This is a genomic window from Actinomycetota bacterium (assembly GCA_035697485.1).
Classification (GTDB): Bacteria; Actinomycetota; UBA4738; order UBA4738; family HRBIN12; genus JAOUEA01.
In genome coordinates this window covers 23,766-42,351 of sequence record DASSCU010000029.1, presented here as the reverse complement: position 1 = coordinate 42,351, position 18,586 = coordinate 23,766, and the positions used below count along the sequence as shown (strand labels likewise).

The window sequence follows — 18,586 nt, the reverse complement described above, 5'->3', positions numbered from 1 at the left end:
TCGAGCAGCCGGTTGATCCGCCAGGTGCCGGGGACGCCTTTCAGCTCGCGCTCTCCGACGTCTCTAGTCTAGCCCAGACTAGTTGTTCCAGCCCGTATCATGACGCGACCATGGGCCGGGACGTCTTCTTCATCACCACGCCGATCTACTACGCCAACGACGTGCCGCACATCGGCCACGCCTACACCGAGGTCGCGAGCGACTTCATCGCGCGCTACCGGCGTCTGCGAGGCGACGACGTCCGCTACCTGACCGGGACCGACGAGCACGGTCTCAAGGTCGCGAGGGCCGCGGAGGAGAACGACGTCACTCCCCGCGAGTGGACCGACTCCCTCGAGCCGCGCTGGCGTGAGGTCTGGCAGCGCCTCGACATCAGCTACGACGACTACATCCGTACGACGGAGCCGCGTCACTACGAGTCGGTCGCGAAGATCCTGCAGGCCGTCCACGACAACGGCCGCGACGACATCTATCAAGGCACCTACGAGGGCCTGTACTGCGTCGCGTGCGAGGCGTACTACACCGAGGACGACCTGATCGAGGGGAACTGCCCGATCCACGGGCGGCCCGTCGAGCACATGCGTGAGGAGAACTACTTCTTCCGACTCTCCGCGTACCAGGACCGCCTGCTCGAGCACTACGCCGCCAATCCCACGGCGATCGAACCCGACGTGCGACGCAACGAGGTCGTCAGCCTCATCCAGGGAGGACTGCAGGACTTCTCGATCAGCCGCACGACGTTCGACTGGGGCGTGCCGATCCCGTGGGATCGCGAGCACGTGACCTACGTGTGGTTCGACGCGCTCACGAACTACATCACCGCGGCCGGCTACGCGAACGACCCCGAGCGGTTCGCGCGCCAGTGGCCGGCGAACATCCATCTGATCGGCAAGGACATCGTTCGCTTCCACGCCGTCTACTGGCCCGCGATGCTGATGGCTGCCGGGCTCGAGCCGCCGACCCAGGTGTGGGCGCACGGGTACCTGCTCGTGGGCGGGGAGAAGATGTCGAAGACGAAGCTCACGGGCATCCACCCGTTCGAGCTGATCGACCACTTCGGCGTGGACTCGTACCGCTACTACTTCATGCGCGAGATCTCGTTCGGCCAGGACGGCAACTTCTCGTGGGAGTCGATGACCGAGCGCCACAACGCCGACCTCGCGAACGGCCTCGGCAACCTCGCGAGCCGCGTGCTCGCGATGCTCGGCAGCTACTTCGACGGCGCCGTGCCCGAGCCGGTGACGGCGGGCGCCGAGTCGGACCTGCCGGGAGTCATCGACGACGCGCTCCGCCGCTACGACGAGCACATGATCCAGGTTCAGCTTCAGCCCGCGCTCGTCTCGGTCTGGGACATCGTCGCCCGCGCGAACCACTACCTGGTCGAGAAGGAACCGTGGAAGCTGGCGAAGGACCCGGTGAACCGCGACGAGCTCGCGAGCGTGCTGTACGCGGCCGCCGAGACCCTTCGCGTGCTCGCCGTCGCCGTCGCCCCGATCATGCCCCAGGCTGCCGAGGCGCTGTGGGCCCAGCTCGGCGTCGCCGACAGCCTCGACGCACAGCGACTTCCGGCCGCGGGAGTGTGGGGAGGGCTCGCCGTGGGTACATCGACGACCAAGGGGGCATCGCTCTTCCCCCGGCTCGAGGCCGACTGAACCCGCCGGATCGACCGTTCGACGGCGTTCCACAGTTTTCCACCCCCCTGCAGTTCGGGGTGAGGCTTCCAGGAATCATGTTTCACGTGAAGCTCCCCCCATCGACCGGATGTGGAGACCCGTGTAGTCTCGGCGCTCGTGACCGACCAGAACCTTCAACTCCCGGCTGACACCGGTGCCGTCGACACCCACTGCCACCTGTTCCTGCTCGACCCGGAACCTGCAGATGTGGTCGAGACCGCGAGAGCCGCGGGCGTCGATCGTCTCATCTGCGTCGGGATCGACGTAGAAACGAGCGCCCGGTCGGCCGAGCTGGCCGACACGCTCGGGGGTGTGTTCGCCACCGCGGGCATGCATCCGCACGACGCGAGCGGGTTCGACGCGAAGGCGGCGGCGCGCATCGAGGAGATGCTCGGCGATCCACGCGTGATCGGCGTGGGGGAGTGCGGTCTCGACTACTTCCGCATGCACTCACCCGAAGCCGACCAGACCCGGACGCTGCGGACCCACATCGCGTGGTCCAACGAGACGGGCAAGCCGATGGTGGTGCACGTGCGCGACGCGTGGCCCGACGTGCTTCGAGTGCTCGATGAGGGTTCGGCCGAGCACGTCGTGATCCACTGCTTCTCGGGCGACGCCGACATCGCGCGCGAGTGCGCGGCGCGCGGGTACTTCACGAGCTTTGCGGGCAACGTCACGTATCCGAAGAACGAGCACCTGCGCCAGGCGGCCGTCGCGGTGCCGCTCGACCGGCTGTTGGTGGAGACCGACGCGCCCTTCCTGTCGCCGCAGACGAAGCGCGGCACCGACAACCACCCCGCCAACGTGATGCTCACGCTCGCCGAGCTCGCGCGCGTTCGCGGCGACGACGTGGACAAGCTCGTCGCGGCGACCACGGAGAACGCGCGCGCGGCGTTCCCGGGCCTCCGCTGACGCCCGCAGAGCTCCTCGCACCATCGAACATACGTTCGTCTCTCAAGGTTGCAGTGAGGGTTGAGGGTTTGTTAGCGTGCGCTTCCGAGCTCGAAGGCTTCGGTCCGGCACAGCCGCTTCCCCACGAGGCCTTCCTCAGAGACCTGGAGGAAGGTTGCCGATCCGCGCCACGAGGGTCCGCCGATTGCGGATCCACCGAGCGGTCATGGGTGCCACCGTCGTGGTGGGCATCGTGCTCGTCGCTGGCGTCGTGAACCTCTCCGTGCGCAAGCACGTGACCCTCGTCGTCGACGGCGAGCACCAGACCGTGTCGACGACGTCGGGATCGGTTCGGGACCTGCTGGCGGACGAGGGCCTCACGCTGACGTCGGCGGTCCTCGTGCAGCCGTCGCCGACGAGCGTGATCGCCGACGGCATGACCGTGGTGGTGAACCCGGCGCGGATCGCGGCGGGCGCCGAGGTGTTCCTCGCGGCGAGCTCCGCGAAGGCGACCGGCGGCACCGCCGGAGTGTTCGAAAGCCCCACCGATGTGGGGGTCTGGGTGATGGCCGGGACGAGCAGGGCCTCTGTGTCCCTGACGGACCTGCTCGTCGAGAGTGACTACTCCGCCTCGAGCGCCGGAACGTCCCCGGCCGTGTCCGCGCAGGTCGCCGTGCTGGGGAAGGTGCGCGACGTCCTGACCAACGCGGACACGACCGGGGAACTCCTCTCGGCCATGGGGATCCAACCCGACGCTGACGACCGCGTCCGGCCGTCACCCGAGACCCCCCTTCACGCCGGCACGATCGTGACCTTCGACGAGGTCCGTGTCGTGACCGAGATGGAAGCGATCACGATCCCGCACGACGTGCACACCGAGTACACGCCGCGCATGACCCCCGGCACGCCCGTGAAGGTGCTCGAGGAAGGTCGCGACGGCCGCGGCATCGGCACGTTCCTCGTGACGTCGGTCAACGGCGAGATCGAATCGCGGCGGTTGATCGGTCGGTGGATCGAGCGCGAGCCGGTGACCGAGTTGCGGCTCTCGCCGCCCCATTCGATGTACGGCGGCACGACCGACGTGCCGGGCGCCATCGACGACACGCAGTCGGGGCTGGCGACCTGGTACGACCCCCCGTGGGCGGGCCTGACGGCGGCGCATCCCACGCTCCCGTTCGGGACGCTCGTCACCGTGACCGACGCCGAGACCGGCCGTTCCGTTACCGTCACGATCAATGACCGGGGACCGTTCGGCACGGGAAGGATCATCGACCTCTCGCCCGAGGCGTTCGCGGTCCTCCAGCCGCTCGGGGCAGGCGTCCTCGACGTCTCGATCGCCTGGTGAGTCCGGGCGCCCGCCGGCGCTCGGGGCCGGTGCGATCCGCGAGCTCGCAGCGCGCCACGGTGTCCGGCCCACCAAGTCGCTCGGCCAGCACTTCCTGATCGATCCGAACCTCGCCCGGGCGATCGTCGCCGACGCCGGCGTCGGTCCGGGAGAGCCGGTGGTCGAGATCGGCGCGGGACTCGGCTCACTCACCGTGGCGCTCGCCGCCGCCGGCGCCGACGTCCTCGCCGTGGAGTTCGATCGCCGGCTCGTGCCGGCGCTCGAGGAGGTGACGGCAGGCCTCCCATCGGTCCGGGTCCTGCACGCCGACGCGATGAAGCTCGACTGGCACACGGAGCTCAGTGACGCCAACGGCTGGACGCTCTGTGCGAACCTCCCGTACAACATCGCCGTGCCGCTCGTGCTCGACACCCTCGCCGCAGTCCCCGCGATCGATCGATGGGTCGTGATGGTGCAGCGCGAAGTGGGCGAGCGGCTCGCGGCGGCGCCGGGCGACGAGCATTTCGGCGCGGCGAGCCTACGGGTCGCCTACCGGGCGACGGCTTCGGTCGTGCGCCGGGTGCCGGCCGCGGTGTTCTGGCCCCGGCCGAAGGTCGACTCGGTCGTCGTCCGGCTCGACCGGCTCCCCGCCCCGCCGGTCGACGTCGACGAGGGCTCGCTCTGGCGCGTCGTCGACGGCGCGTTCGCCGAGCGCCGCAAGACGATGCGTAACGCCCTGCGGCGACTGGGGCTCGACAGCGAGACGGCCGACGAGGTGCTCGCGGGCGCCGGGGTCGCGCCGAGCGCGCGCCCCGAAGAGGTCGGCCTCGAGGGGTTCGCGGCGGTCGCCGAGCGGGTGACCGCGTGAGTCCGTCGGCTGCCAGGTCGGTGACGCGACGCGCCCATGCGAAGGTGAACGTGTTCCTGCGAGTGATGGGTCGTCGCGACGACGGCTTCCACGACCTCGAGACGGTGGTGATGCCGATCTCGCTGCACGACGTCGTGACGGCGACGGAAGCGCCCCCTGGACAGGTGTCGATCGAGGTCGAGGGGGATGTCGAGCTCACACGCCTCGTGTCGACCGTGCCCGGTGAGAACCTCGCCGGACGCGCTGTCGAGGCGCTCGCCCGGCGGGCCGGCCGCGATGGCTCGTCTCCCGGGGTCTCGCTCCGGCTCGACAAGCGCATCCCGGTCGCCGCCGGGCTCGGCGGGGGGAGCGCCGACGCGGCGGCCGCGCTGCTCGCGGCCGACGAGGTCTGGTCGTGCGGCCTCGAGGCCTTCGCGCTCGCCGAGCTCGGCGCCGCTCTGGGGTCCGACGTTCCGGCGATGCTCGCCGCCGAGCCGGTGCTGGCCTCGGGTCGGGGCGATCGACTCGTGTCCGTGCACGCGGGGAGCGTCTGGTGGGTGCTGAAGCCGTTCGGCTTCGCGGTCTCGGCGGCCGATGCCTACGCGTGGTGGGACGACGACCCGGTCACGGGGCCCGACCCGGGGGCCTTGATCGCAGCCCTCGAGATCGGCGACGTCGCGCTGCTCGGCGACGCCCTCTTCAACGACTTGCAGCCCGGCGTGGTGGCACACCATCCCGAGGTGGGGAGGGCGATCGACGCGTTCCTGGAGGCAGGTGCGCTCGGAGCGCTTTTGAGCGGCAGCGGCCCAACGGTCGCCGCTCTCGCCCGTCACCTCGGCCACGCCGACGCCCTGGCGGCCGCGGTGCCGGGATCGATCGTGGTGAGCGGACCGCCGGCACGCGGCGAGCACGAACCGTCGTGATCGATCGCGCCGACGCGCTGCCTCGCGCCGATGCCCTCGACACCGAGCGTCTCCGGCTGACGCCGCTCGTGCCCGACGACGCGAACGAGCTCCTCCCTGTGCTCGACGACCAGCGGTTGCACGCGTTCACCGGCGGGCGGCCAGAGACGATCGGCGAGCTCCGCGCCCGGCTCGACGCGTGGGAAGCCGAACGCTCGCCCGACGGGCGGGAGGCGTGGCTCAACTGGCTCGTCCGCTCGGCAGACGATCGCCGCGTCGTCGGCACGATGCAGGCCACCGTCGAGCGCCATCCGGGCGGTTCGCGCGCGATCGTCGCGTGGACGGTCGGCCTTGCCGAACAGCGCCGAGGCATCGGCACCGAGGCCGCGCGCGCGATCGTCGGGTGGCTCGTGGCCGAGGGCGTGACGGCCGTCGAGGCGCACGTGCACCCCGAGCACACGGCATCGGCCGGCGTCGCGCGAAACGCCGGGCTGGAGGTCACCCACAGATCGTGGAAGGGGAGGTCGTGTGGCGCCGCTCGGCCCTGCGCACGGCCGACGCGGGATAATCGAACGGCACGCGAGGACTCGATCCGGGGTCGTCTAACGGCAAGACACGGGCCTTTGGAGCCTGGAATGGAGGTTCGATTCCTCCCCCCGGAACCGGATCGAGCTCTCCTGGATGCCATGAACCCTCTTCGAGCTGACCGAGAGTTGACCCGGCGGCCGAGGATGCCTACCCGGCCAGATACCGGGCCAGAGCGAACTTCGCGTCGATCCCGTCGATCTCTCCGAACGTGGATCCGGCGACCACGATCTTCCGATCGAGTTGGATCGCTAATCCGCGCGCGAAGTCGAACCCCTTGCTGAACCTGGTCGTCGCCCTGCCGTTGCCGCCGAACGACGTGTCGAGGGAACCGTCCCACCGGTATCGCACGAGGGCGAACCGCGCGGCGGCGCCGTTGTATCCCGCGCTGCCGGCCGCGACGATCTTCCCATCGGCCTGGATCGCGACGTCGCTCGCCGAGTCGTCATCGCGCGTGAACCTCGTGATGACCTTGCCGTCGCCGTCGAACGTCGCGTCGAGCGTCCCGTCCGTCGTGTAGCGCGCGAGACCGAAATCGCCGGTCCACTCGCCGAGGAACCCCGCCTCCCCCGCGGCCACGATCTTCCCATCGGCCTGGATCGCGACCGCATCCGCGGTATCGACCCCGCCCGTGAAATTGGTCCTGACCTTCCCGTCCCCGTCGAACGTGGCGTCGAGTGTTCCGTGGCTGTCGTAGCGGGCGAGGGCGAACGACCCGTTCCCCCCGGTGCCGGCGACGACGATCCTCTGGTCGGCGTCGATCGCGACACCGTTCGCGGCATCGAGCCCGGTCGCCGTGAGGGCCGTGGTCACCCTGCCGTCGCCGTCGAACGTGGGATCGAGCTTCCCGTCGATGTCGTATCGGGCGAGGGCGAACTCGCCGAGATCGCTCGTGCCGACGGCGACGATCCGCCCGTCGGCCTGGATCGCAACGTCCCTCGCGCCGTCCTCCCCGCCGGTGAAGCCGGTGGTGACCTTCCCGTTCCCCCCGAACGTCGTGTCGAGGGTTCCATCCCGGTCGATCCGGGCTACGGCGAACCTCTGGACCCCCGCCGTCACCTGGACGTCGCCGACCGCGACGATCTTGCCGTCCTGCTGGATCGCGACCCCGAACGCGGCGTTCGGTCGCCCGGCGAAGTCGATGAACACCAGGCCATCCCCACCGAAGGTGGGGTCGAGGGAGCCGTTCGTTCGGTAGCGAGCGAGCGCGAACCGAATGGATCCACGAGGGGTGCTCGCGCGGCCCACGGCGACGATCTTCCCGTTCGCCTGGATCGCCACGTCCTCAGGAGCGTCGATCCGCTTCCCGATGTTGGTGATGACCCTGCCGTCACCGCCGAACGTCGTGTCGAGATGTCCCGGTGCCGCGCGCGCAAGGCCCGCCGGCAGCACGACGAGGAGACACGCGAGGGCGAGGAACACTAGGGATCTGGGTCGCACCGCGATCGTCATCTGGCTCCTGACCCAGAAGAGGGAAATCAGCGTGACCTCGCGCGTCCGAGATGTCAATCGGATCGATACGCCGAGCCAGGAGAGTGGATCCAGTCGTCGGCTCGGCCGCGCTCAACGTTCTCTCGTCAACGTGGGGCGCGCCGGCACGCGGAAATCCCGCAGAACCCGTCGACGTTGCTGTCGGCTCGGCGGCCTCCAAGCAGATCAGGGCGCACAAGCTTCGGCCACACTTCCGCGAGCAAGCGTGAGGAGGCTGTCAGACACTCCCTGGCACCGGTAAGCGCCGGTAAGCATTTCCCATCCTGGATCGGCGCGACATCGGGCGTGACGGGAGCGAGGGTCGCGGCGCCACGGCGCCCGCGTTCGGGCGAGAAGCCGGCCGTCGGCGCTGCAGACGATTCAGTTGATCGATCAGAGGAGGCCGTTCGCGGCGAGGAACGCCATCGCGACGGCGGCCACATCCTGCCCGTCGATCACGACCTTCCCGACGAGCTCGGTCACCGTGTCGCTGGAGAGTCGGGCGCTCACCGCGTCGAGCAGCCGCCGAACCTCGTCGTTCAGCTTCTCGGTGCGGATCACGGGCGTGATGTTCTCCGCGTCCTGGAGGTGGTTGTCGTCGAGAAGCGGGATGAACCCGTTCGCCTCGATGCTCGGATCCGTCGAGAACATCAAGGCGATCTGCACCTCGTCGCTCTTGAGCGCGGCGACGGTCTGCGGCCCTCCGGCGTCCAGCGGTTCGAAGTCCTCGAAGAGGATCCCGTAGACGTCTCGAAGGCCCGGCATGCAGAAGGGTCGGAGCGGACACTCGGGCGGTGCGCCGATCGTCAGCCTGTCAGCGACGGCGGCGAGCGAGCTCAGCGTGGTCAGGTTGAATTCCTGCGCCGTCTTCGCGTTCGCCACGAACTGATTCGTGTCCTGGGCCGGCGACGGTGTGAGCACTGTGATGCCTTTCGACCGGAGGCGCTCGCCGACCTGCCTGACGACATCGGTCGGATCGCTCGACGCTTGCGCGTTGGAGTCAAGGAACAGGAGCAACGACGACATGTACTCGGGCTTCAGATCGATCTGGCCCGACTCCAACGCGCTCTGTGAGACCTCGCGAGACCTCAGGTCGAACTCGCGCTCGACCGTGTAACCGGCGTGCTCCAGGACCCGCGCGTACATCTCGGCCACGAGCTGATTCTCGGTGAAGGCGCCGGACACCCCGACGACGATCGTTCTCGCGCGCGACGGAGGCCCGGTTCCGGACGGGCCGGAGCTGATGCAACCAGCCGTAAGAATGCTCGCCGCGACGATGGCTGCGGTAAGCATGAGGCTGGGCCGCCTCACGTCGACTGCACCTCGATCGGAAGCTTCGAGTTGCGGCCGAGAAGCGCCCGGGCGGGTGTTCGTCCCTTGCCTTTCAGGTCGAAGATCCGGGTGGGCCCGAACTCGTACCGATCCTCCAGTCGAACGACCGTCGCCTCCGACACCAGAACCTCACCCGGCTCTCCCTGCTCCTCCAGTCTGCTCGCGACGTTGACGGTGTCGCCCCACAGGTCGTAGGCGAACTTCCTGCGCCCGATGACGCCGGCGACGGCCGGCCCGGTGGCCACTCCGCCGTGGACGACGATCCGGTCGCCCGACGGCCATCGGACCGCGCCCGCTTCTCGGATGACGTCGATGGCCATCGCGACGGCGGCTCCCGCATGATCGGCCATAGCGACCGGCGCGCCGGCGACGGCCATGTACGCATCTCCGATCGTCTTCACCTTCTCGAGGCCGTGCCGGTCGGCGATCTCGTCGAACCGGCTGAACAGCTCGTCCAAGGCATGGGCGAACTCATCCGGCGACGAGCGAGCGGCCTGCTGGGTCGATCCGACCGCGTCGACGAAGATCACCGTCACCTCATCGAACGCCTGCGCGATCCGCCGGCCGGACGTGACCTTGAGCTGGTCGACGACGACCTGCGGCAGGATGTTCAGGAGCAGGCCGTCGGATCGCAGGCGCTCTTGGTCGAGCTGACGCTCCCGCAGGAACAGCGTTCGCGTATACCGCTCCATCCGATGCGCAGCCAGTCCGCCGAGGAACCCGAACGAGACGAGATAGAGCGTCGCAAGCACCCCGCTCACAGGCGCGACGTACCGAGTGGCGAAGGCGTACGGCAGATACGCGCCGATGCCGATCAGCGTGATCAGTAGGACCAGGACGAACCGCAGCCGCAGCAGCGTGTAGGTGAATGCAGTGATCAGGATGACGCCGACGTACCCGTACTCCGCGGGCAGCGTCTGGATGTTCGAGGTGTAGTACACCCACGAGACGATCGTCGCCGTCGCGATGGCGACCGCGACCCATTCCCAGATCCGGCCGAAGAAGGGCGTGAACGTGAGTGCGAGGCCGATGACCAGCATCGGGATGAACACGCCCCACCGCATCATCCGGTCGAGCCGGAGTTCGGAGAGGGCCAGGATGTAGGGGCGCAGGAGCAGACCCCACGAGATCCAGAGGGCGATCCCGGCCAGGAAGGCGAAGCGGATGTTCCCCAGGTGGTGGCGGAATTGATCGGCACGGAACGCCGACTCGAGCGCCGGGTCGCGGAACCGAAGCCGCAGCCGATCCAGGCCGAGCCGTCGTCGGGACGGTTCCCGAGCGGCCGTCGTTGTGTCGATCTGGTCCATCGGTCTCTCTCTCGTCGTACGAGGTCCAGCCGGCGAGGCCGGGAGATTGAGGCTACCGATATTCGGGCACGGCGCGTCGTGCCACGGTCGGACCCGCGTGACGCGCCGCCGCTCGCCGATGGAGCGGTTGATTCCCGTGTTCAGCACGTCAATACGTGCAGGCGGTCGACGCGTCGCTTGGATCTTGGAGTCCCAGCCAGGTGGTCGTCTGGGCTGTGCCATCCGGACGGGCACGTTGCGACGATCGCCGCTGTGCTCGACACTCCCCTCGTGCGGACGTGTGAGTCGTGCGGCACCGCGAATCCAGACCCAGCGAGGTTCTGCAACGCTTGCGGTGAACGACTCGCGGCGGACGAAGGCCCCCCTCGTCGGCGCATCGTGGCTGCGCTGTTCTGCGACCTCGTCGGTTCGACGGACCTCGCAGAGCGAACGGACCCCGAGGTCCTCAGACGCATCTTGAACGCCTACTTCGGGGCGATGCGCGCCTCGATCGAACGGCATGGCGGCACGGTCGAGAAGTTCATCGGCGACGCCGTGGTCGGTGCATTCGGGATCCCGACGTCGCACGAGGACGACACCCTCCGTGCCGTCCGGGCAGCGCTGGAGATGCGACGGGCCGCCGACGACCTCGACCGTGAGATCGGTGGTGTCGACGCGCGGATCCAGGTCCGCATCGCCATCGATGCGGGGGAGACGTTCGCGGACGACCGTGCGGCGGTCGAGGGCCGGATCGCCGGTGACGCGTTCAACACCGCGGCGCGGCTCCAGTCAACGGCGCAGGTCGGCGATGTCCTCGTCTCCGCCGCGGCCGAGCGGCTCGCGCGCGGTTACCTTCGAACCGAGCCGGCGGGGGAACGTTCGTTGAAGGGCAAAGCCACACCGGTCGATGTGTTCCGCGTCCTCGACGTGCGCGAGACGCCGCCTCCGGCGCCGACACCGTTCGTCGGCCGGTCGCGCCCCATGAGCATGCTCGAGCATGCGCTGGATGACGCCGTCGAAGGCGGAGCGTGTGTCCTCGTCACGGTCCTCGCTCCGCCCGGTGTGGGCAAATCCAGGCTGGGTGAGACGTTCGCCGACGCGGTTCGTGGACCTGCCCGCGTCCTCGTCGCACAGACGCCCTCCTATGGGGAGGGGGTCACGTTCTCGCCGCTGATCGAGCTCCTCGCAGCCGCCGCCGACCTCCCCGGCGCCGACGCCGAGGCTGTCGCATCGGTGCTCCGAGGACGGCTGGTCGACGAACAGGACGGACCGGCGGTGGCGGATCGACTCGCTCAGGTCCTGGGTGTTCATGAGGCGCTGGCGGCCGATGCGTCGTGGGCCGTCCGCCGCCTGCTCGAGGTCCTGTCCGCGGACCGACCGCTCGTCGTGATCCTCGATGACGTGCACTGGGCGGAGGAGCCGATGCTCGACATCGTCGAGTCTGTCGTCGATCGGTTCCACGGTCCGCTCCTCGTGCTGTGCCTCGCTCGGCCCGAGCTGCTCGATCGCCGAACGACATGGGCAGCGGGCAAGCCTCGAGCCCTCACGACGACGCTTCCACCTCTCGGGCCCGACGAGACTCGGCGGCTCGCAGAGGTGCTGCTCGTCGACGCGCCGGAGTCTGTGATCGAGCGCGTCAGCGAGACGGCCGAGGGCAATCCACTCTTCCTCGAACAACTGGCGGCGATGCTCAGCGATCGTGGATCCCTCGTCGAGGGTCGATGGCGCGGTTCACGGGATGGTGAGGTCGATATCCCATCGACCGTCCAGGCGCTCTTGGCGGCTCGCGTCGACGACCTCGATCCCTCGGCGCGAGCGATCCTGGAGCATGCGTCGGTCGAGGGCCGGCGGTTCCGTGTCGCCGCGGTTCGTGCGCTCGTCGGTGACCTCGCCGAGGAGGTGCTCGATCACGGGCTCCTGACGCTGGAACGTCGCGGGCTCATCGACGCCGAGGACGAAGCGGCGGGTCGGTGGCGGTTCGCCCATGCACTGATCGCCGAAACAGCGTACCGCGGCATCTCGAAGGAGCTTCGGGCCGCGCTCCACGAACGCCTCGCTGCGTGGCTCATCGCTGAGGAGGCCGATCAGCCAGACGTCGACGAATCGGCCGCTCGCCATCTCGAGCGCGCGTTCCATCTGCGAGAGGAGCTGGGTGTCCGCGATGAGTCCTCACGTGCGCTCGCGGAGCGAGCTGGGCTGCTGTTCGCCGATGCAGGTTCGCGCGCGTTCGCCGGCGTGGACCTGATGGCGGCGCGCGACCTGCTGGGCCGCGCGGCGCGATTGCTGCCGGAGGGGTCGCCCCGCCGGCTCGATCTGCTTCCGAACCTGGGCGTCGCGCTGACGGAGACGGGACGGCCCGATGAGACGGAGGCGTTGCTCGTCACCGCTGTGGAGCAGGCGCGTGCCGCCGGTTCCGAGGCCGCCGCCCTACGGGCGAGGATCCAGCTCTTGGCGAACCGCGTCTACCGTTCGCCGACCCAGCCCGAGATCGAAGCGGCGGCGATCGACGCGCATGCGGCGGCGGAGGCTCTCCACGCGCTCGGCGACAGCGTCGGGCTCGCGGAGGCGGCGATCGCGATCGAGTATCTCGGCTGGATGCGCGGCGATCTCGAGGAGCACCGTGAGTGGGCGATGCTCGGTGTTCGCCACGGCCTCGCGGCCGGACGACCGCGCGAGGCGGCGCAGGGGACTGCAGACGCGGTCCTCGCGACGGCGTTCGGACAGACGCCGTTCGACGGCTTCCCGGCGGTTGCCGACGAGTTCGAAAGGATCGCCGAGCATCCGTTGACCGCGAGCGCGTCGGCTGCTTTGCGTGCGATGGCAGCATTGGGTGCCGGGGACGATGTGGCGTTCGACCAGCACGAGCGGGCGTGGCACGACGTGCTCGAGCAGCATGGTCTGTCATGGCTTGCGGCAGCCCAAGCGCTCGTGATGGCTGCCCTCGAGACGTGGGTGGGGAAAGCCGGCGTCGCCGAGCTGCGCTTGCTCGAGGCGCGTGAGGTGTTGGCGGCAGCCGGAGACGTCTGGTGGCTCAGCTCGATCGACGCGCTCCTGTGCAGTGCCTTGGCGGCACAAGGTCGGCGGCGCGACTTCCTGACGCATGCTGACGCCTTCGATGCCTCGGACCCGGTTCCCGATCGCGACACGCTGGTGCGGCGTCCGCTGCTGCGCTCGCGAGCGCTTCTCATGCGTGGCTCGATGGCCGATGCCGAGGACGCTGCGCGCAGAGCTCTCGTCGCAGCCGAGGGATCGGATCTCGTCCTCTCTCGCGCGGAGACATTCGTGACGCTCGCCGACGTGCTCGAGGCGCGCGGTCATGCCCAGGATGCGGCGGTCGCTCGCGGGCGCGCTGCGAGCCTCCTCGAGGAGAAGCGGTTCAAGTCCGCGCTCGTGTAGACCAGCTCCCTGTAGTCCGAGGCTGGCTTCAGGGCTTGCCGAAGACCGCGACGCGTTCGACCTTGCACGCGAACATGACTCGTCGCTCCTCCTTGGAGGGATCGCGGAGCCCGTACGGCGCCGGCTGCCCCGAGTACTTCGTCCATGCCGCGTCGATCGTCTCGGTCGCGAGGTGACCGTCGACCGGATCGTCCTCGTGGACCTCGCGATCGACGGTCGCCCGGATGCTCAACCAGTGATACGGGTTCGCGGGATTCATCAGCAGGATCGTGACGATGGGCTCGCGACGCACCCGACCGAGCGCTCGGTCAGAATGGAGACGTGACCGATGAACGCGACCATGCGCAGGGAGTGAACCGCGGGCTCGTCGTCCTCAGCATCCTGCTCGTCGCCGTGACCGGGTGGGCGCTTGCGACCCGCGACGGAGGAGCGCCCGTCACCGAGGTCGACGCCCCGATCTTCTGGGTGGCGACCGACGGTGACGACGCCGCGCCGGGAACGCAGGACGAGCCGTGGGCAACGCTGCAGCGGGCCGCCGACACGGTGCCCCCGGGCGCCGTCGTGTACGTCCGCGAGGGCACGTACGCGCAGCGGTTCGACCTCCACGTCTCCGGCGTGCCCGGCAGGACGATCACCTTCACGCCCGCGCCGGGCGAGGACGTCGTCCTCGACGGCTCGACGCTGCAGGCGCCGGCCGGCCAGTCGGCGATGATCGAGATCGATTCGCAGCGCTACGTCTCGATCGAGGGATTCGAGATCACCGGTTACGCGAGCAGTGAGTCGGGACACGTGCCCATCGGGATCTTCGTCACCGGCTCGGCCGACCACGTCCGGCTGTCTCGCAACTTCATCCACGACATGGGCACCACGTTCGCGGGCCGAAACGGAGGGGACGCCCACGGGATCGGCGTGTTCGGGACCACGTCCGCTCATCCGATCGAGGAGATCGACGTGCTCGACAACGAGTTGGCGAACCTCACGCTCGGCTCGTCGGAGGCGCTGGTCGTGAACGGGAACGTCAAGGACTTCCTGATCGAGGGGAACCGCGTGCACGACACGAACAACATCGGGATCGACGTGATCGGGTTCGAGGGGACCGCACCCGACCCCACGGTCGATCAGGCGCGCGACGGGATCGTCCGGGGCAACACCGTGTGGAACATCGACAGCTATGCGAACCCCGCCTACGGAGACAGCCGCAGTGCCGACGGCGTCTACGTCGACGGTGGCCGCGACGTGGTGGTCGAGGCCAACGTGATCCACGACGTGAACATCGGGATCGAGCTCGCGAGCGAGCACGCCGGTCGGTCGACGCGCAACGTCACGGTCCGCAACAACCTCGTGTACGACGCCACCACGATCGGCGTCGCGATCGGCGGCTACGATCGCCGCCGCGGCAGCACCGAGGACTGCGTGATCGTGAACAACACCGTCGTGAACACCGACGGCCCCGAGCTGCTCGTGCAGTTCGATACGCGCCGCAACCTGATCGCGAACAACGTGATCGTCGCAAGCGCGGACGCCATCTTCGTCGAGAACCCTTACGAGGAGAACGTCGACAACGTGCTCGACGCCAACCTCTACTACTCGGTCGACGGGAGCTCCGAGGGCACGTGGCAGTGGAAGGGCGTCGACTACGGAGACTTCGACACGTGGCGATCGCGCTCGGGCAACGACCGACACTCGATGTTCGCCGACCCCGGGTTCGCCGGCCCGGCGGCCCAGGACTTCTCGCTCGTCGCCGGCTCGCCCGCGGTCGACGCCGGGGTGTTCGCGGCCACGTCGGGCTCGACCGACCTCGCTGGAGGATCGAGGGCCCAGGGTGGTTCGGTCGACATGGGCGCCTTCGAGGTCGAACCCCCGCCTGCCTCGCCCACGCCGTCGATCGCCGGCGCCGTCACCTACGCCGGCGACCTTCCGTGGCTGAAGGTCCGCAACGGGTGGGGCGATCCGGAGGTCGATCGCAGCAACGGGGAGCGGGCGCCCGACGACGGCGTGCCGATCATGATCGGGACGCGATCGTTCGAGCACGGGATCGGCGCACACGCGCCGTCGAGGATCGTCGTGGAACTCGACGGACGGTGCTCGCTCTTCCTCGCCGACGTCGGCGTGGACGAGGAGGTCGGTGAGGCGGGCTCCGTGGTGTTCGAGGTGTGGGCGGGTGACGAGCGACTGGCAACGACCGGCCTCGTGCGCGGATCCCAGGCCTCCGTCCCGATCGCCGCCGACGTCGAGGGGTCGTCCTCGGTGACCATGGTCGTCACCACCGCCGGCGACGGCCCGGCCAACGATCACGCGGACTGGGGCGACGCCCGCTTCGCCTGCGAGGGCTGAACCCAGCCCGGACCGCCGTCGTCATCGCCGACGAGGATGTGGGACCATGACGGCCCTTCGCCACTGGACTTCGACCCTTCGAGCCCTGGACGCCGACGGTTGGCAGAGACCACGAAGCGCAGACCCCGTTCCATCGCTCTGGTCGTGCTCGCCGCCGGCAAGGGCAAGCGGCTGAAGTCGGCGACACCCAAGGTGCTGCATCCGATCTGCGGGCGTCCCGCGCTGTGGCACGTGCTGCAGGCAGGGCTCGCCGCGAAGCCCACCAAGGTGATCGTCGTCGTGGGTCACGGTGCCGACGACGTGCGCGCCGAGGTCGCGAGCTGGAAGCTCACCCCGAAGCCGATCTTCGTCGAGCAGTCGAAGCAACTTGGTACCGGGCACGCCGTGCAGGCAGCCGAGCGGGCCGTCGGCCGCGTCGACGACGTGCTCGTGATGGGCGGCGACTACGACCCGGTCACGGGCGAAGACGTGAAGCGACTCGTGGCGTCGCACCGCCGCTCGAACGCGGCGGCCACGATCGCCTCCACCGTTGTCGACGATCCCGGTGGCTACGGCCGGGTCGTGCGTCGCGGGTCCCGGCTGGTCGAGGTCGTCGAGGACGTCGATGCCACGCCCGAGATCCGGGCGATCCGTGAGGTCTCGATCGTGCTGTTCGCGTTCCGGCGGCGCGAGCTGTTCTCGGCGCTCCCGCAGCTCGACCGGAAGAACCGCCAGCGCGAGTACTACCTGAACCGCGTGATCCCGGCGATGCTCGCGGCCGGACAGAAGGTGAACGCCGTGACCGTCGACTCAGGCGGTGCGATGGGGCTGAACTCCCGCGCCGGGCTGGCAGCGGTCGAGGCCGTCGTGCGCCAACGCGTGAACGCGCGGCACATGGCGAACGGCGTGACGCTCGTCGATCCCCGCGCCACCTACATCGACGTCGACGTCGAGATCGGCGCCGACTCCGTGATCTTCCCGAACACGTTCCTCGAGCGGGGCTCGCGCATCGGCACGAGGTGTGGCATCGGCCCGTCGGTCGCGATGTCGGGTTCGACCGTGGGCGACGGCTCGGTCGTGCGGTTCTCGGTGCTGGATGGTGCGACCGTCGGCGCCGGCTGCGAGGTCGGGCCATTCGCACGCCTGCGCGACGGCACGGTGCTCGACGACGGCGCCCAGGTCGGCAACTACGTCGAGGTGAAGGCCACGACACTCGGCCGTGGTGCGAAGGCCAAGCACCTCACCTACCTCGGCGACGCCGAGATCGGCGACGGGGCGAACATCGGCGCCGGCACCGTGACCGTGAACTACGACGGCTACTCGAAGCACACGACGGTCGTGGGTTCCGGTGCCCGGATCGGTTCGGATACGATGCTGGTGGCGCCCGTGACGATCGGTCGCGACGCCAACACGGGGGCGGGATCGGTGATCACCAAGGACGTGCCCGACGGTGCGCTCGCGGTCGAGCGCAGCGAGCAACGCACGGTCGAGGGATACCGCACGCGCAAGGACGCTGAGCGCCGCCGCCGGAAGAGCCGGAAGAAGGACACCTAGGGGGAGGGCCGTGGAGATCATCACCAAGAAGCGGATGATGCTGTTCACCGGCACGATCCACCCGGCGCTCGCCCACGAGATCGCCGACTGCCTGAGCATCCCGGTGAGCGAGTCCGACCTGCGTCGCTTCGCCTCGGGCGAGATCTACTTCCGGGCCAAGGAGAGCGTGCGCGGCGCCGACGTGTTCGTGGTGCAGACCCACTACGAGCCCGTCAACGAGGCCCTGATGGAACAGCTCATCATGATCGACGCGATGAAGCGCGCATCGGCCAAGCGCATCACGGCCGTCGTGCCGTACTACGGATACTCGCGCCAGGACCACAAAGCGCTCTCGCGCGAGCCGATCAGCGCGAAGCTCGTCGCCGACCTTCTCTCGACCGCCGGCGCCAACCGCGTGGTCAGCGTCGACCTGCACTCGGGCCAGATCCAGGGCTACTTCGACTCACCGTTCGACCACCTCACCGCCCTGCCGATCCTGTCGAACCACTTCTCGGGCGAGCTGGGCCTGCACGGCGACGACCTGGTCGTCGTGGCGCCCGACGCCGGGCGGATCAAGACCTCGGAGAAGCTGCGCGAGTACCTCCACGCCGACCTGGCGTTCCTCTACAAGCGGCGCAGCCGCCACGAGGCGCACAAGATCGAGGAGATGGCGGTCGTCGGCGAGGTCGAGGGGCGGCCGTGCGTGATCGTCGACGACATGATCGACACGGCCTCGACGATCTCGGCGGGCGTGCACGTGCTCGCGGAGAGGGGCGCCGGCCCGATCTACGTGGGCGCGACCCACGGCATCTTCAGCGGCAAGGCGCGTCAGCTGCTCGAGGAAGCGCCGATCGAACAGGTCGTCGTCACGAACACCCTGCCGATCCCCGAGGAGCGCCAGTTCGACAAGCTCAGAGTGCTCTCGATCGCTCCGCTGATCGCGAGCGGCCTGCGGGCGGTGTTCGAGGACTCGAGCGTCAGCGAGATCTTCGGCGGCGCGAACCAGGTCTAGTCTGGGTTGGACTAGAGCCTCC

The 18,586-nt window shown here is 69.1% G+C and carries 13 protein-coding genes, 1 tRNA gene and 1 pseudogene; 11 read left to right on the top strand and 4 right to left on the bottom strand.

Going from position 1 to position 18,586, the window contains the following annotated elements; translation table 11 throughout:
- The first annotated feature begins 110 nt into the window (after positions 1 to 110).
- From metG to VFI59_08590, 7 genes and pseudogenes are all read left to right on the top strand, one after another.
- On the top strand, positions 111 to 1,652 hold the full coding sequence (gene metG, locus VFI59_08620; protein HET6713755.1) for a methionine--tRNA ligase: 1,542 nt from the start codon (positions 111 to 113) through the stop codon (positions 1,650 to 1,652).
- Positions 1,653 to 1,790: 138 nt separating this feature from the next.
- A complete protein-coding gene (locus VFI59_08615; protein ID HET6713754.1) occupies positions 1,791 to 2,585 on the top strand; it encodes a TatD family hydrolase in 795 nt (264 codons plus the stop codon).
- Between the two features lie 184 nt (positions 2,586 to 2,769).
- The gene (locus tag VFI59_08610) at positions 2,770 to 3,909 is read left to right on the top strand and encodes an RlpA-like double-psi beta-barrel domain-containing protein (GenBank protein HET6713753.1); all 1,140 of its coding nucleotides are present in this window, start codon (positions 2,770 to 2,772) and stop codon (positions 3,907 to 3,909) included.
- Positions 3,800 to 4,756 (top strand): 16S rRNA (adenine(1518)-N(6)/adenine(1519)-N(6))-dimethyltransferase RsmA, encoded by a 957-nt coding sequence (gene rsmA / locus VFI59_08605; protein HET6713752.1) that lies wholly within the window; start codon positions 3,800 to 3,802, stop codon positions 4,754 to 4,756. Before VFI59_08610 ends, rsmA begins: the two co-directional genes overlap by 110 nt.
- Positions 4,757 to 4,776: 20 nt before the next feature.
- Positions 4,777 to 5,658, top strand: a complete 882-nt coding sequence (gene ispE / locus VFI59_08600) for a 4-(cytidine 5'-diphospho)-2-C-methyl-D-erythritol kinase (protein HET6713751.1) — start codon at positions 4,777 to 4,779, stop codon at positions 5,656 to 5,658.
- Positions 5,655 to 6,071: pseudogene (locus VFI59_08595) on the top strand (GNAT family N-acetyltransferase). The gene ispE and the pseudogene VFI59_08595 overlap by 4 nt, the downstream one beginning before the upstream one ends.
- Positions 6,072 to 6,228: 157 nt before the next feature.
- A tRNA-Gln gene (locus VFI59_08590) sits at positions 6,229 to 6,299 on the top strand.
- Between the two features lie 73 nt (positions 6,300 to 6,372).
- Here the strand turns inward: VFI59_08590 and VFI59_08585 are convergent.
- The 3 genes from VFI59_08585 to VFI59_08575 all read right to left on the bottom strand — a co-directional run bounded on the left by VFI59_08585 (position 6,373) and on the right by VFI59_08575 (position 10,331).
- Positions 6,373 to 7,674, bottom strand: a complete 1,302-nt coding sequence (locus VFI59_08585; GenBank protein HET6713750.1) for a delta-60 repeat domain-containing protein — start codon at positions 7,672 to 7,674, stop codon at positions 6,373 to 6,375.
- Positions 7,675 to 8,085: 411 nt separating this feature from the next.
- Positions 8,086 to 8,985 carry an ABC transporter substrate-binding protein gene (locus VFI59_08580; protein HET6713749.1) on the bottom strand — a complete coding sequence of 300 codons (900 nt, stop codon included), beginning with the start codon at positions 8,983 to 8,985 and terminating at the stop codon, positions 8,086 to 8,088.
- A gap of 14 nt (positions 8,986 to 8,999) precedes the next feature.
- Positions 9,000 to 10,331 (bottom strand): adenylate/guanylate cyclase domain-containing protein, encoded by a 1,332-nt coding sequence (locus VFI59_08575; protein HET6713748.1) that lies wholly within the window; start codon positions 10,329 to 10,331, stop codon positions 9,000 to 9,002.
- Between the two features lie 378 nt (positions 10,332 to 10,709).
- On the opposite strand from VFI59_08575, the gene VFI59_08570 reads away from it, so the two are divergent.
- Positions 10,710 to 13,706: an adenylate/guanylate cyclase domain-containing protein gene (locus VFI59_08570; GenBank protein HET6713747.1), complete on the top strand. Its 2,997-nt coding sequence runs from the start codon at positions 10,710 to 10,712 to the stop codon at positions 13,704 to 13,706.
- Positions 13,707 to 13,734: 28 nt separating this feature from the next.
- Here VFI59_08570 and VFI59_08565 read toward each other — a convergent pair whose 3' ends face one another.
- The gene (locus VFI59_08565; GenBank protein HET6713746.1) at positions 13,735 to 13,998 is read right to left on the bottom strand and encodes a hypothetical protein; all 264 of its coding nucleotides are present in this window, start codon (positions 13,996 to 13,998) and stop codon (positions 13,735 to 13,737) included.
- Positions 13,999 to 14,027: 29 nt separating this feature from the next.
- Between VFI59_08565 and VFI59_08560 the strand changes: the two genes are divergently transcribed.
- The 3 genes from VFI59_08560 (at position 14,028) to VFI59_08550 (ending at position 18,564) form a co-directional block, all read left to right on the top strand.
- Complete coding sequence (locus VFI59_08560) at positions 14,028 to 16,040, top strand: NPCBM/NEW2 domain-containing protein (protein HET6713745.1); 2,013 nt, start codon at positions 14,028 to 14,030, stop codon at positions 16,038 to 16,040.
- A gap of 99 nt (positions 16,041 to 16,139) precedes the next feature.
- Complete coding sequence (glmU, locus tag VFI59_08555) at positions 16,140 to 17,573, top strand: bifunctional UDP-N-acetylglucosamine diphosphorylase/glucosamine-1-phosphate N-acetyltransferase GlmU (GenBank protein ID HET6713744.1); 1,434 nt, start codon at positions 16,140 to 16,142, stop codon at positions 17,571 to 17,573.
- A 34-nt stretch (positions 17,574 to 17,607) separates the two neighbouring features.
- Positions 17,608 to 18,564 (top strand): ribose-phosphate diphosphokinase, encoded by a 957-nt coding sequence (locus tag VFI59_08550; GenBank protein HET6713743.1) that lies wholly within the window; start codon positions 17,608 to 17,610, stop codon positions 18,562 to 18,564.
- Positions 18,565 to 18,586 lie beyond the last annotated feature (22 nt).